Genomic DNA, 15,550 nt, shown 5'->3' with positions numbered 1-15,550 from the left:
AAATTAATTTGATTACAATGGTTATTTTTTAACAAAGTAATGTAAGATTCTTTTCTTCCTTTATTAAAAGTTACCAAAATACGAAAAACATTGGTACAATTGATAAAACATAAAAAACTTCTTTTTTGTTAAAAAAATATATTAAATGTTAAAAAAATCTAATAATTTTTAGGCTAAATAATAATTCTAGTCTTTTTAAAATAAATTTGGAGAAAACAAAACCAAAATAACCCAATTTATGTTAAAAAAAATCACATTGCTTGCGACCTGTTTTCTGTTATTATCCACGGTTGGAAGCCACGCACAAAGAAAAAACAAAAAAAAGAATTCGAAAGATCCTATTGCTGCAACTGCTAAAAAACCAGAAGAAAAAAAAGGTCCAAAACCTTACAATAAAGTAATTGATTCTACCGCATTTACACAAAAAGGGCTAATTGATGTTCACAAAATAGACAAAAAATTTCTATTTGAAATTTCCGATTCTTTAATTGGTAAAGAAATAATGACTATCACTCGCTACTCAAAAACTCCAGCTGGTGGAGGTATTTTTGGAGGAGAAGAAATTAATAGACAAGTTGTAAAATTTGAAAAAGGATTAAATGATAATATTCTTTTACGTTCTATTACTTATGTTATAATGTCTCCTGATGAAGACAAACCCATTGCAAGAGCTGTTAAAAACTCAAGTTCTGATCCAATTATTGGTAATTATGAGATATTAGCTTACAAAAAAGATGCATCTGAAAAAGAAAATATTGGTTATGTAATTGATATGAATTCAACTTTTGATGCAGATGTTCAAACTTTTTCACTTAGTCCAATTAATAAACAACTATTAAGTATTCAATCTTTTCAAAAAGACAAATCATTTATACAGGACATTAAAAGTTTTCCAATAAATACTGAAATTAGAAGTGTGAAAACTTTTTCGACAGAACAGCCTAAAATATCTAGAACTCCTACTCCAAAAATAGGAGTCGACTTACCATCAGGCTTAGATGCAGGTGTGGTTACTTTGGAACTAAATACATCTATGCTTCTTTTACCTGAACAACAAATGCGTAAAAGACCTTTTGATAAAAGAGTTGGTTATTTTGCAAATGATTATGATGTTTTTAAAGAAGAATCTTTAAAAGCTGATAAAGAAATTTTTGCCGTTAGATGGAGATTAGAACCTAAAAACGAAGAAGACGCTCAAAGACAAAAAAATGGAGAATTAATTGAGCCTAAAAAGCCAATAGTATATTACATAGATCCTGCCACACCAGATAAATGGAAACCTTTTATTAAACAAGGAATAGACGATTGGAAAGAAGCTTTTGAATTTGCGGGTTGGAAAAATGCAATTAGTGGCGAATATTGGCCAGAAAATGATCCAACAATGAGTTTGGAAGATGCTCGTTTCTCTGTTTTAAGATATTTTGCAGCAGATATTCCTAATGCATACGGACCTAATGTTCATGATCCAAGAACTGGAGAAATTTTAGAAAGTCACATTGGTTGGTATCATAATGTAATGAGTTTATTGCGTGATTGGTATTTAGTGCAAACAGCTGCTGTGGATCCTAGAGCTAGAAATAAAAAGTTTGACGACAAACTTATGGGAGAATTAATACGTTTTGTCTCTTCTCATGAAGTAGGACATACTTTAGGATTGCGTCATAATATGGGAGCAAGTAACGCAACTCCTGTGGAAATGCTTAGAAATAAAGAATTTATTGAGAAAAATGGACATACTTCTTCTATAATGGATTATGCTAGGTTTAATTATGTTGTACAACCAGAAGATAATATTACTGATTTATTTCCAAGAATTGGAGATTATGATAAATGGGCTATAAAATGGGGTTATTCTTACTTCAAAGATGCAAAAAGTGAAGAAGAAGAAAAAGCTTTATTAAATACCATGACTAAGGAAGCTTACAAAAACCGTCGTTTATGGTTTGGTACAGAAACTAGTCCATATGACCCACGATATCAAACGGAAGATTTAGGTGATAATGCAATGAAAGCTTCTGAATATGGAATAAAAAATCTTAAGCGTATTTTACCTAATTTAATTGAATGGAGCAAAGAAGATGGAGAAGATTACTCTGAATTAGAAGAACTATATGGCTCTTTAGTGGGACAATTCAGAAGATATATGGGGCATGTTACAAAAAATGTAGGAGGTATTTATGAAACACCTAAAACTTACGATATGGAAGGATCTCAATATGAGGTTGTACCAAATAGTATTCAAAATGAAGCAGTTACTTTCTTAAATACTCAATTATTTAAAACTCCTAAATGGATTTTAGATCAAAATATTATGTCTAAAATCAATCCAGATAATGGAGTTGAAGCTATAAAAGCATTACAAAACAATACTTTATCTAGTCTTTTATCTGGAGACCGTTTAATTCGTTTAATTGAAACTTCATCAGTAAATAAAGAAAATTATTCTGTAGATAAGCTTATGACCGATTTGAAAAAAGGAATTTTTTCAGAACTAAAAACAGGTTCTTCAATTGATATTTACAGAAGAAATTTACAAAAATTATATATTAATGAAGTAATTGGAGCATTAGATGTTGATGGAAAACAAACAGCAAGAGGTTTAAACAGAAGACCTGTTAAATACAATGAAACGGATATTCCTTCAATAGCTAGAGGACAATTATCAGAATTAAAAAGAGAAATTAAAACCGCTTTATCAATTACTAGTGATCGTTTAAGTAAATTTCATTTACAAGATTTATTATCAAGAATAGATACAGCTTTAGATCCTAAATAATATTAAATCAATTTTAAAATAACCGTTCTTATTAATTTAGGAACGGTTTTTCTATGCATAAAAAAACCGAATCATTTCTGACTCGGTTTTACTCTGTATTTTGAAATTGTATAATTATTTTACTTCTTCAAAATCTACATCTTGAGTTTGATCTCCTGTAGCATCTGCCTGTGGTTGTGCTTCTTGAGCAGCTCCACCTTCAGCTTGTGCTTTATACATTTCTTCAGATGCATTTTTCCAAGCTTCATTTATTTTATCTAAAGCTGGAGTAATAGTTGCTACATCTTTAGTTTCATAAGCGGCTTTTAATTCATTTAAAGCTCCTTCAATTGCAGTCTTATTACCTTCCGATAATTTTTCTCCAAATTCAGTTAATTGCTTTTCAGTTTGGAAAATCATAGAATCAGCTTCATTTAATTTATCAGCTTTTTCTTTTGCTTGTCTGTCAGCCTCAGCATTCATTTCAGCATCTTTCTTCATTTTTTCAATTTCTTCTGGAGTTAAACCTGAAGAAGCCTCAATACGAATATCATGTGATTTTCCTGTACCTTTATCAGTTGCAGACACTTTTATGATACCATTTGCATCAATATCAAATGTAACTTCAATTTGAGGAATTCCTCTTGCTGCTGGTGGAATACCATCTAAATGGAAACGACCAATAGTTTTATTATCTTGAGCCATTGGTCTTTCACCTTGTAAAACATGGATTTCTACCGATGGTTGATTATCAGCTGCAGTTGAGAAAACCTGAGATTTTTTAGTTGGTATTGTTGTATTAGATTCAATTAATTTTGTTAATACTCCACCCATGGTTTCAATCCCTAATGATAATGGAGTAACATCTAATAATAATACATCCTTAACATCTCCAGATAAAACTCCACCTTGAATAGCTGCACCAATTGCTACAACTTCATCAGGATTTACTCCTTTTGATGGTTTTTTACCAAAGAATTTTTCAACTTGTTCTTGAATAACTGGAATACGTGTTGAACCACCAACTAAGATTACTTCATCAATATCAGAGGTTGATAAACCAGCATCTTTTAAAGCCTTAGCAACTGGATCCATTGAACGTTTCACTAAAGTTTCAGCCAATTGCTCAAATTTTGAACGTGTTAATGTTTGCACTAAGTGTTTAGGTCCAGTAGCGGTAGCAGTTACATATGGTAAGTTAATTTCTGTTTGTGCAGAAGATGATAATTCAATCTTAGCTTTTTCAGCTGCTTCTTTTAAACGTTGTAATGCCATTGGATCTTTACGTAAATCAATTCCTTCAGCACTATTAAATTCATTTGCTAACCAATCAATAATAACTTGGTCAAAATCATCACCACCTAAATGTGTATCTCCATTAGTAGACAACACTTCAAAAACACCATCTCCTAATTCTAAAATAGAAATATCAAATGTACCTCCACCTAAATCGTAAACTGCAATTTTTTGATCTTTACCTTGTTTATCTAATCCATAAGCTAATGCAGCAGCTGTAGGCTCGTTGATAATACGCATAACTTCTAATCCTGCAATTTGTCCTGCCTCTTTAGTAGCTTGACGTTGTGCATCGTTAAAATATGCAGGTACAGTAATAACTGCTTGAGTTACTGTAGTACCTAAATAATCTTCAGCAGTTTTTTTCATCTTTTGAAGTGTCATAGCAGACAATTCTTGAGGTGTATATAATCTACCATCGATATCAACTCTAGGTGTATCGTTATCTCCTTTTACAACTTTGTAAGCAACAGTAGAAGCTTCTTTAGCACTTTCAGAGTATTTATTGCCCATAAAACGCTTAATAGAAGCTATCGTTTTAGTAGGATTTGTTACTGCTTGTCTTTTAGCAGGATCACCTACTTTAATTTCTCCACCTTCTACAAATGCAATTACTGAAGGGGTTGTTCTTTTTCCTTCTGCGTTTGCAATTACAACAGGTTCTCCACCTTCCATAACAGCAACACATGAATTTGTTGTTCCTAAATCAATTCCAATAATTTTACTCATAATTTTAATCTTAATTTATTGTGTGTTTTTATTTCATTTTCAAAACTTGTTATCTATTAGACAATCTTTGTGCCAACACAGCTATCTTGAATATTTGTCATTAATTTGACATTAATTTAAAAATAAACGATGACATAATGACATAAAAAAAGGTTGCCACATGGCAACCTTTACAAATTATCTACTAATTATTTTATCTTAAATTGATGTATTCTTCATCAGACATTTCTCCTGTAGCAATTTTTCTTAATTCTTCCATGTGAGACATCATGAATGTGTGAAACTCTGGTGCAATTCCTTCAGGTTGTGCCATTCTATATTGTCCATTTAAAACTCCATTATAATAGTAAAAGAAATAATAATCGAAGTTTGAAGGTGATAATGTAGAATTTTGTGGATCAGCAAATAAGAAACCTAAACGTACTGCCGATTTTCTTTGTGCTGGAGTACCATGATGACCAGGCGAAGAAGTGTTATAATCACCAATAGCATAAGCAGCTTCATAAGCAGTAGCAATTGATGAGAAAGTAGATTTTCCATATCCTCTTCTTAAATAGTATCCTGCCATACCATCAGCTTCTAATTCGGCAGCTCTTGCTGTTGACTCATTCCTAGAAGGTAATCCATAAATATACTGTAATTGATGTCCATATTCATGTGCTAAAATCATTACGTTGATTAAATTAGATGAATCTCTATTATAAGCCCATTTAAAAATTGCTTCTCCAAAATAAATTTTACCATTACTATAAGAAATAGCATTGAATGTAGAATTTGGATTAGATAAATCTCTTACAAATCGGAAAGTTGGTGTTGAGCCAGATGAACCTCTCCAAAAAGTTTTAATTGCAGAATTCTGAGATACTATTAAACTAGACCCCGATGTACTACCACTATTAGGTAAACTTGTGTAAAGATTTGCTGTAGAGCTCCAGTTTCCATCAACATAACCACAATCTCCTTCTTTTTGGTTTGGTTGTTGGTCTATAACTGATAATACTTCATCTTGAGAATCAAGAGTTACTTCTTCATCATTACTACAAGATAGCATTGTTGTTAATACTAAAGCTCCCAAAAAGAGAGATGCATTTCTGAAATTTGTTTTCATTATTAAAATAGTTAAGGTTATTAAGGCTACAATATTATATGTTTTTTCTATATTAACATTACATTAAATCTACCTAAAAAGTTAATTATTTATCAAAATTGCAATTCATCTTAAAAAAAAGGTGTTAGTCGGCATTTTTTGTTAAAAAAATAGAAAAATTAACAAAAATGAACTATGACATAAAAAATATAACACTAGATCTATTTACAAATAATATCTTATATTTAAATTTCTAACATATATTTGTAAACTAAATAATAACAAATGGAATGTATTTCAGTTTTTGACATGTTAAAAATCGGTATTGGTCCTTCAAGTTCTCATACTCTTGGTCCTTGGAGAGCAGCCGAAAGATTCATTAAAGAACTAAAGAATGAAGAATTAATTGACTCCATAAACAGAGTTAGAGTAGATTTATATGGTTCATTATCTTTAACTGGAAAAGGTCATGCCACAGATTTAGCAGTAATGCTAGGATTAAGTGGAGCTGATCCTGAATATATTCCTGTTGAAAGTATAGATGTTATTATATCGGCTATTAAAAATAAAAAAGAGCTTTTTTTGGGTAATGAAATAATTATTCCTTTTGATATTACTACGGATATTGTTTTTAATAGAGATTTTTTACCTTTTCATGCAAATGGTATTAAATTTACCGCATATACAACTGAATCAGAATATGAAAACACCTACTACTCTATTGGTGGTGGATTTGTTGTTGTAGAAGAAAGAATTAATTCTGCTATAAATGAAGAAATAAAATGTGCTTTCCCTTTTCCTATTGATAAAGCTTCCGAGCTATTAGAATACTGCAATTCACAACAGAAAAAAGTAAGTGAAATTGTTTATGAGAATGAAAAATCAATGAGAAGTGAGCAAGAAATTCATCATGAATTAATGCGTATTTGGGATACTATGTTAGAATGTATGTATATAGGTTGTCATTCTGAAGGGATTCTTCCTGGTGGATTAAATGTTAGACGAAGAGCTTATGATATGCATAAAAATTTAATAGGTGTTCTTCCTTATGATAATCCTTATTCTTGGATGCAAATTATAAGACAAACTGAAGTAAAATTTAGACAGATTTTAAAATGGGTAAGTTGTTTTGCTTTATCTGTAAATGAAGTAAATGCTTCTTTAGGAAGAGTTGTTACAGCACCTACTAACGGAAGTGCTGGTGTAATTCCTGCAGTTTTGATGTATTATTTAGTAATTGAAAATCATGAGGCAAACGAAGAACATATCAAGCAATTTTTAATGACAGCTAGTGAAATAGGTAGTATTTTTAAAAAAGGAGCAACAATTTCAGCTGCTATGGGTGGTTGTCAGGCTGAAATAGGTGTTTCTAGTGCTATGGCTGCTGCTGCACTTTGTGAAGTTATGGGTGGAAGTCCTGAGCAAGTTATGGTAGCTGCAGAAATTGCTATGGAACATCATTTAGGATTAACATGTGACCCTATTGGAGGTTTAGTTCAGATTCCTTGTATTGAAAGAAATACTATGGGTGCAATAAAAGCAATTAATGCAGCTGAATTAGCCTTAGAAACTGATGCAAAAAATGCAAAAGTTCCTTTAGATAAAGTAGTAAAAACCATGTGGGAAACAGCAAAAGACATGAATACTAAATATAAAGAAACTTCAGAGGGTGGATTAGCTATTGGGGTTAATTTAACAGATTGTTAATAAAAAATATTACAATTTATTATTGGAAGATTTATCTTAAAAAATTAAAACACAAAATTATACAGCCAAATCTGTTTCATTGTCAATAAATTTATGCTGTTTTTTTGCTAAAATGGCTAATCCAAAAGTGATCACTCCAACTCTTCCAATAAACATAATACACACTAAAATTATTTTCCCCCATTCAGATAAGCTTCCTGTAATTCCCATGCTCAATCCAACAGTTCCTATAGCAGAAGTTGCTTCAAAGAGAATTTTATCCAAAGTTTGATTTTCAGTAAAGCTTAATAAAAATACACTTAAAAACAATATGGCAGTATAAAAAACAAATGTTGAAACTGCCATTTCTAACCTATCAGCTGGAATTTTTCGACCAAAATAGGTCACTTTATATTCATTTCTTATTTTACTTTTTACAATTGCAATAATAGCCGTTAAAGTTGTAATTTTCATTCCTCCAGCAGAACTTGACGGTGCTGCTCCTACATACATTAAAAAAATAATGCTAAGTAATACACTCATTCTTAAACTTCCAATTGACACTGAATTAAAACCAGCAGTAGTAATTGAATTGACAGTAGTAAATAAAGCCACTTGAATTCGATTACCAAAATCGTAATTCTGAATAGAAGGTTCTCCAAAAAATTGAATTAAAAATGCGATGAATAAAACCGAAAAAAAGGTTAAAGTAATCATCTTAGTAGTAAAAGAAATTTCATTAGTTCTTTTAGAAATATAATACCAGATATCTGTTACAACTATAAATCCCAATGCACCCGAAATAGTCAAAAAAATGACAATTCCATTTAAAAAAGTGTTTGTAGCATAACCTTCAAAACTAGTGTTATACAAACTAAATCCAGCTGTACAGAAAGATGAAATACTATGAAAAATACTAGTCCAAATAGTAAAAAGTGTATCGGAATGGATAGGTCTAAAAGCGAAGTAAAACAAAATCGCTCCAATAATCTCAATCGTAAATGTAAACACAATAACCGATTTTAGGAAATCTTGAACTTTAAATTCTCTTGGCATTGTAAATTCATTATATAATATTTTTTTATGCCAATGAGTTATTTGTTTAGTAGTGGAAAGTAAAATATAAGTCGTTAAAGTCATGTATCCAATTCCTCCTATTTGAATTAATGTTAAAATAATAAATTGGCCAAAAAAAGTATAATTATCAAAAGTGCTTACAGTTGCTAATCCTGTAGTTGAAAGTGCTGATGTTGAAGTAAATAAAGTATCAATAAAATTAGTCGGAATTTTCTGTGAAAAAGGTAGAGAAAGAAATATCCAACCTAATATCATGTACATAAAAAAACCAAAGAATAAACTTTGTTGAGGATTTAATCGCAAATGAAATTTTAAGTATTCGCGTCTAACGGTTTGAAGTAATGTTTTAGGCATTTTATTTTAAGATTTTATATTTGTAATAGTTTTTAATAAAGTGTGAAGCATAAACCAATCCCAACTTTTCTGCTACCATGCATAAATCTTCTAATTGATTTTCTAATGCATCTTCTCTTTGTGGACATTGGTTAATTTTAATAAATTCTCGTAACCAATAATCTGAACTAGATTTTTTTGATTGAATTGTACTATTTATAGACAAACTAAGGCTGTCACTTGGCACATTAGCTGTGTTGCTGTCTGAATTTTCCATATGTGTTGAATTTTTATGTCAGAATAAATCGATAACCAATTCCACTTTCAGTGAGAATCATTTCGGGATGATTGGCATCATTCTCAATTTTCTTTCTTAATTGTGCTACAAACACTCTTAGATATTGGGTTTGGTCGCTATAACTTTTCCCCCAGATTTCCTTTAATAAGTATTGATGGGTTAATACTTTTCCTTCGTTTTTTGCCAAAATGGCTAATAAATTAAACTCTGTTTGTGTTAATTTAACTTCTTCGTTATTAACTTTCACAACTCGAGCTACTAAATCAATAGAAAAATTAGTTGAACAAATAATAGGTTCAGAAGCTTCCTTAATGTGATTTCTCATGTGAGAACGCACTCTTGCTAATAACTCTTGTGTTCTAAAAGGTTTTATCAAATAGTCATTGGCACCATTATCTAAAGCTTTTACAATTTCAGATTCTTCACTTTTAACCGATAAAATCATGATAGGACTGAAATACCATTCTCGCAATTGTTGCAAAACTTGCTGTCCGTCAACATCGGGTAAACCCAAATCAAGCATAATCAAATCGGGTTGAAACGTTGCAGCAAAACGAATGCCTTCTAAGCCATTTTCAGCAAGTTTTACTTCAAAATCATTTGTACTTAGAGTAATTTCTAAAAGTTTTCTGATTTGAATTTCATCATCGATGACCAAAATTTGATGCTTATTCATTTTCTATCGTATTAAATTTTGAAACTTCCGTTTTGATGTTGATAATAAATTTTGCTCCTCCTTCTACTCTATTTTCTAAAGTTACTGTTCCATTTTGAGCTTCAACAAAACCTTTAACTATGGATAACCCTAACCCAGAACCACCAGGTCTTGAATTTTTAAGTCTATAAAATTTATCAAAAACTAACGCTATTTCTCCTTCTGGAAAACCATTTCCTTCATCTAAAATTTCAATTTGCAATGCATTTTCAATGTTCAATAAATTAATTTTTATTGTACTTTTTTCAGGTGTATAGATAATTGCATTATTCAATAAATTATAAATGACATGTTCTGTTAATCCATAATCTAATTTAAATAGTGGTAAATTTTCAGAAGTATTAACTATTATTTTTTGCGAATAGGATTTAATTTTTAAGGCTCTAATCACTTCATAAACAATCTCGTTAATATCTATCCAATCCATTTTTGCAACCACAACACCCGATTCTAATCGAGACATATTCAGTAAATTTTCAACTTGATTATTTAAACGTAATGCAGCTATCGAGATTTCTTCTAATAGCTTTTCTTTTTGATTCTCAGTTATTGTTGTATTGCTTTGAAGTGCATCTGTTGAACCAATAATAGCAGAAATAGGTGTTTTTAATTCGTGAGATAAACTATCTAAAAGTGTGTTATAGAGTTTTATTGACTTTAATTTGGACTCTTTTTCATTTGCAATTCGTTCAATTTGTCTTATTTTAAAAGTTAAAACTGCATTTATTAATGCAATAACAAAATACATAAAAAACATAAATGTATCTTCTGTATTTTCAATATGAAAAGTAAAATAAGGTTTTATAAAAAAGAAATTCCAAATTAAAGCACTTAAAATAGCAGCGATTAATGTTGGAATAATTCTGTAAAACATGGCTAAAATAGAAACCGTAACCAAGAGAATAAAGGCAATAACTTTATAACCAATAAACTCTTTAAAAGCAAAGCAAACAAGTGAAACTAGCACTACTAATAATATGCTAAAAATATATTGTTTGTTTGTATTTGATTTTCTATTAAACACAGTCTTAAAACTTTACTATTTAATTACTAGGCAAAGATAAGCTGGGTTTTATAAATAGTGCATAAAATAAATAGGAATAAGTATAAAGATTCTATAAAGATTACTTTCTTCGAGTATCAATTACATGAACAATTAACCATTTCTCATTTTCCTTAACTAAAATAAAAGAATTAACTCCCTTATGACTTAATTCTTCATTGATATAAAACTCATAAGGTGTCCAAACATGAGCCAATAAACCATCAATTTGTATATTAAAATCTAAAAGCTTTTCTTCAAATTTCATTTCTTTTGGAATAGCAATAATTGACCTTAAAAAATCTGAGTATTTCTGAGTAATAAGTTTATTACCTTCTTTAGTATTTGCAATGGTTTGCAGGGCAACATCTTTATGGGAAGCTGCTCTTAAAGCTACAGTATCCTTCTTGTGAAACGCAACAAAAAAATCTTCTATTACCTTTTTTGGACTAATTTCCTGAGCTGTTATAAAATTTAATGATAGTAATAACAAGCAAATCATAGTTTTTTTCATATTTAAAAAATTTAGTTACACTTCCATTTGTAGTTTTTTATTAAAATTAGTTACAATTTCTAAGAATATCTTAATTTTACAACCTATTTTAATTTTAAAAATAATAAATACATATTTCTATACCTAAAATATTATGTCAGTAGCTAAAAAAGATTACAAAAGAATTACCACAAAAACATTAATTGAAATGAAAGATAATGGAGAAAAAATCTCCATGTTAACAGCTTATGATTATACAATGGCAAAAATTGTAGACTCATCAGGTGTTGATGTTATTTTAGTAGGTGATTCTGCTAGTAATGTTATGGCTGGGCATGAAACTACATTACCTATTACTTTAGATCAAATGATTTATCATGCTTCATCTGTAATTAGAGCTGTCGAAAGAGCTTTAGTCGTGGTAGATTTACCTTTTGGAAGCTATCAATCTGATCCAAAAGAAGCTTTACGTTCTGCAATTCGAATTATGAAAGAAAGCGGTGGTCATGCTGTAAAACTAGAAGGTGGTAGCGAAATAAAAGAATCTATTAAACGTATCTTGCATGCAGGAATTCCAGTAATGGGACATTTAGGGCTAACACCACAATCTATATATAAATTTGGCACTTATACAGTAAGAGCAAAAGAGGAAGAAGAAGCAGAAAAACTAATTGAAGATGCTAAAATGCTAGAACGAGTTGGTTGTTTTGCAATAGTTTTAGAAAAAATACCAGCAACATTAGCAGAAAGAGTAGCAAAAAGTATTTCTATACCAGTTATAGGAATTGGTGCAGGAAACGGTGTTGACGGACAAGTATTAGTACTCCACGACATGATTGGAATGACACACGAGTTTAGTCCGAGATTTTTAAGACGCTATATGAATTTATATGAAGAAATGACAACAGCTATTAGTCAGTATGTAACTGATGTTAAATCGGTTGATTTTCCAAATGAGAATGAACAGTATTAATTTTGATTTTTAGATTATTGGCTACTTAGATTTTTAGAAAACTGAAATTATGCATCGATTTAAAAATTTGGAAATTAAGTAGACAATTGTAAAGTAATTCAATATTCTAAAAATCAAAATATCAAAGTTACAATGAAAATAGTTTCTACTAAAGATAACCTGCAAATACTACATGAAGACAACCATATTATAATTGTTAATAAACGTGTAGGTGATATTGTTCAGGGTGACAAAACAGGTGATAAACCTTTGTCTGAAATTATTAAAGAATATATCAAAGAAAAATACAACAAACCCGGAGAAGTTTTTCTTGGTGTCATTCATCGTTTAGACAGACCTACAACTGGCATTGTAACTTTTGCAAAAACATCAAAAGCTTTAACCCGCTTGAACGATAGTTTTAAAAATAGAGAAACTAAAAAAATGTATTGGGCTGTTGTAAAAAACAATCCTCCTAAAACTAATGATACTTTAATTCATTATCTAAAACGAAATCCAAAAAATAATACTTCAAAAGCACATATAAAAGAAGTTCCAGATAGTAAAAAAGCAAGTTTAGAATATACTATTTTTAAGAAATTAGATAATTATATCGGTTTAGAAATTCAATTACATACAGGAAGACACCACCAAATTAGAGCGCAATTAGCCGCAATTGGTTGCCCAATAAAAGGCGATTTAAAATATGGTTTTGATAGAAGCAATCCAGATGGAGGTATTCATTTGCATGCAAGACAATTGGAATTTATTCATCCAGTAACTAAAGAGGTTCTAAACATTGTTGCAGCTACACCAAAAGAAGTAATTTGGGATGCAATTAGTAAATCTTAATGTACAATTTTTTTGGAGCACAAAAATCATCCTTTGGTAGAAAAAACCACCTGCTATTCGTTATATCTTTTCTTTTTTTTAAAGAAAAAGAAAAGGATGTCACTACTATCAGGGCTAAAATAGAACTTTTTTATTTTTAAACACCCTATCAAGTTTATAGATTTGACAACTTTTCAAAAGTTGTCAAATCTTAATTTAAAAACACTAATATTTCAACAAGTTCAATAATTCCTCTTCAAATCTAACTTTAGGTAAATATTGATCTTCTAAAGTTTTTACAAAAGGTATTGCACTTTCAATACTACCTACTCTTTTTACAGGAGCGTCTAAATATTCAAAACAATTTTCCATTAATAATGCTGAAATATCGCTAGAAATTCCTCCAAATAAAGTATCTTCTTGTAAAATAATTACTTTTCCTGTCTTTTTAACAGATTCATAAATGGAATCTGTATCTAAGGGTTGTAAACTTCTTAAATCTATTAAATCTGCCGAAATATTTGTGTTTTTTGATAATGTTTCTAAAGCCCAATGCACACCAGCACCAAAAGATATGATAGTCACATCATTACCTTCTTTTAACAAAGATGCTTTACCAAAAGGAATGGTGTAATAATCCACTGGAACATCTTGATAAACACTTCTATACAATTGTTTGTGTTCAAAATACATCACTGGATTAGGATCGTTAATAGCAGTATTTAATAACCCTTTTGCATCATAAGGAAATGCTGGATATACTACTTTTAAGCCTGGAGTTTTAGTAAACCATGCCTCATTAGTTTGGGAATGAAATGGTCCCGCTTGTGTTCCTCCTCCACAAGGCATTCTAACAACAACATCAGCTTTTTCATTCCAACGATAATGTTGTTTAGCCAATAAATTTACAATTGGGTTAAACCCTGTTGACACAAAATCAGCAAATTGCATTTCAACAATTGCTTTGTAACCATTTATAGATAATCCATTAGCTGCTGAAACAATAGCACTTTCACAAATAGGAGTATTTCTAACTCTTTCTTTTCCAAATTCAGCTACAAAACCCTCGGTTATCTTAAAAGCACCTCCATATTCCGCAATATCTTGCCCCATTATAACAAGATTGCTATGACGCTCCATCGAAAGTTTTAAAGCGCTAGAAATAGCGTCTATAACCCTTATATTTTCTGTTGTATCAGAATGAAAAAATTGTTCATATTCATAAGGCTCATACATGTCTTGCAATTCTTCTTCTAAATTTGCAACAACTTCTGGTTCTAATTGAGTTTTAGCCCAGTGTTGATCAATTTCTGCCTTAATTCGTTCTTTAATTAATGTATCATCTTCTTCATTAATTACAAATGTCCTTAGGAGATAATCCTTAAAATTAGTAATAGGATCTTTTTCTGCCCACATATCCATTAATTCCTGTGGCACATATTTAGTTCCACTAGCCTCTTCATGACCACGCATTCTAAAAGTTTTAAACTCTAATAAAACAGGTCTTGGGTTTTCTGCCATTGAAGTTTTTAACTCAGAAATTTTATGATAAACCTCAAGTATATTATTTCCATCAATTATATGACTTTCCATACCATAACCAATACCTTTATCTGCTAAATTTTCACAACGATATTGCTCATTAGTTGGTGTTGAAAGACCATAACCATTATTTTCAATTACAAATAAAACAGGTAAATCCCAAACAGATGCAATATTCAAAGCTTCATGAAAATCTCCTTCAGAAGTTGCTCCTTCACCTGTAAATACAGCTGTTACTTTCCCATTTTGTTTTAATCTGTTTGCCAATGCGATTCCATCTGCAACACCCATTTGTGGACCAAGATGAGAAATCATTCCAATAATCTTATATTCTTGAGTTCCAAAATGAAAACTTCTATCTCTTCCTTTAGTAAAACCAGTTTTTTTTCCTTGCCATTGTGAAAATAAACGATACAATGGAATTTCTCTAGTTGTAAATACACCTAAATTACGATGCATAGGTAAAATATATTCGTCTTTATCTAAAACTGAAGTTATTCCAACTGAAATTGCTTCTTGACCAATACCTGAAAACCATTTTGAAACTTTACCTTGACGAAGTAGAATAAGCATTTTCTCCTCAATCATTCTAGGTTTTAAAAGTTTTTTATATAAATCTATAAGTTCTGGATTGCTTAATTCTTTTCTATCAAAATGCATATAAATGGTTTCTAAAATTTTACTCAAATGTATAAAAAATAACATTTTCAAAGC

Annotated in this window: 12 protein-coding genes; 4 read left to right on the top strand and 8 right to left on the bottom strand. The window is 30.3% G+C overall.

Features of this window, described 5'->3' with window-relative positions:
- Positions 1-238: 238 nt before the first annotated feature.
- On the top strand, positions 239-2,776 hold the full coding sequence (locus ACULEV_RS07125; protein ID WP_445457980.1) for a zinc-dependent metalloprotease: 2,538 nt from the start codon (positions 239-241) through the stop codon (positions 2,774-2,776).
- A 114-nt stretch (positions 2,777-2,890) separates the two neighbouring features.
- Here the strand turns inward: ACULEV_RS07125 and dnaK are convergent, their stop codons facing one another.
- Complete coding sequence (gene dnaK, locus ACULEV_RS07120) at positions 2,891-4,780, bottom strand: molecular chaperone DnaK (protein ID WP_445457979.1); 1,890 nt, start codon at positions 4,778-4,780, stop codon at positions 2,891-2,893.
- Positions 4,781-4,973: 193 nt separating this feature from the next.
- Complete coding sequence (locus tag ACULEV_RS07115) at positions 4,974-5,888, bottom strand: metalloprotease (RefSeq protein WP_445457978.1); 915 nt, start codon at positions 5,886-5,888, stop codon at positions 4,974-4,976.
- Between the two features lie 264 nt (positions 5,889-6,152).
- On the opposite strand from ACULEV_RS07115, the gene ACULEV_RS07110 reads away from it, so the two are divergent.
- Positions 6,153-7,574 carry an L-serine ammonia-lyase gene (locus tag ACULEV_RS07110; protein WP_445457977.1) on the top strand — a complete coding sequence of 474 codons (1,422 nt, stop codon included), beginning with the start codon at positions 6,153-6,155 and terminating at the stop codon, positions 7,572-7,574.
- A 57-nt stretch (positions 7,575-7,631) separates the two neighbouring features.
- On the opposite strand, the gene ACULEV_RS07105 is transcribed toward ACULEV_RS07110, so the two are convergent.
- The 5 genes from ACULEV_RS07105 to ACULEV_RS07085 all read right to left on the bottom strand — a co-directional run bounded on the left by ACULEV_RS07105 (position 7,632) and on the right by ACULEV_RS07085 (position 11,532).
- Positions 7,632-8,984 carry a TrkH family potassium uptake protein gene (locus ACULEV_RS07105; RefSeq protein WP_445457976.1) on the bottom strand — a complete coding sequence of 451 codons (1,353 nt, stop codon included), beginning with the start codon at positions 8,982-8,984 and terminating at the stop codon, positions 7,632-7,634.
- 1 nt (position 8,985) lies between these two features.
- Positions 8,986-9,240, bottom strand: a complete 255-nt coding sequence (locus tag ACULEV_RS07100; protein ID WP_445457975.1) for a hypothetical protein — start codon at positions 9,238-9,240, stop codon at positions 8,986-8,988.
- Between the two features lie 13 nt (positions 9,241-9,253).
- Positions 9,254-9,937 (bottom strand): response regulator, encoded by a 684-nt coding sequence (locus ACULEV_RS07095; protein ID WP_445457974.1) that lies wholly within the window; start codon positions 9,935-9,937, stop codon positions 9,254-9,256.
- Complete coding sequence (locus tag ACULEV_RS07090) at positions 9,930-11,000, bottom strand: sensor histidine kinase (RefSeq protein WP_445457973.1); 1,071 nt, start codon at positions 10,998-11,000, stop codon at positions 9,930-9,932. Before ACULEV_RS07090 ends, ACULEV_RS07095 begins: the two co-directional genes overlap by 8 nt.
- 100 nt (positions 11,001-11,100) lie before the next feature.
- A complete protein-coding gene (locus ACULEV_RS07085) occupies positions 11,101-11,532 on the bottom strand; it encodes a nuclear transport factor 2 family protein (RefSeq protein ID WP_445457972.1) in 432 nt (143 codons plus the stop codon).
- Positions 11,533-11,665: 133 nt separating this feature from the next.
- Here ACULEV_RS07085 and panB point away from each other — a divergent pair, with 133 nt between their 5' ends.
- Together panB and ACULEV_RS07075 are read left to right on the top strand one after the other, a co-directional pair.
- A complete protein-coding gene (gene panB / locus ACULEV_RS07080; RefSeq protein ID WP_445457971.1) occupies positions 11,666-12,484 on the top strand; it encodes a 3-methyl-2-oxobutanoate hydroxymethyltransferase in 819 nt (272 codons plus the stop codon).
- A 132-nt stretch (positions 12,485-12,616) separates the two neighbouring features.
- A complete protein-coding gene (locus ACULEV_RS07075; RefSeq protein ID WP_445457970.1) occupies positions 12,617-13,315 on the top strand; it encodes an RluA family pseudouridine synthase in 699 nt (232 codons plus the stop codon).
- Positions 13,316-13,519: 204 nt separating this feature from the next.
- Here the strand turns inward: ACULEV_RS07075 and ACULEV_RS07070 are convergent, their stop codons facing one another.
- Entirely contained in the window at positions 13,520-15,496 is a 1,977-nt protein-coding gene (locus ACULEV_RS07070; protein WP_445458529.1) for an alpha-ketoacid dehydrogenase subunit alpha/beta, read from the bottom strand.
- Between the last annotated feature and the right edge of the window lie 54 nt (positions 15,497-15,550).

It is taken from the genome of Flavobacterium sp. HNIBRBA15423 (assembly GCF_052655965.1).
Note: the sequence above shows the minus strand (reverse complement) of the source record. Positions and strands in the feature narration are given on the sequence as shown.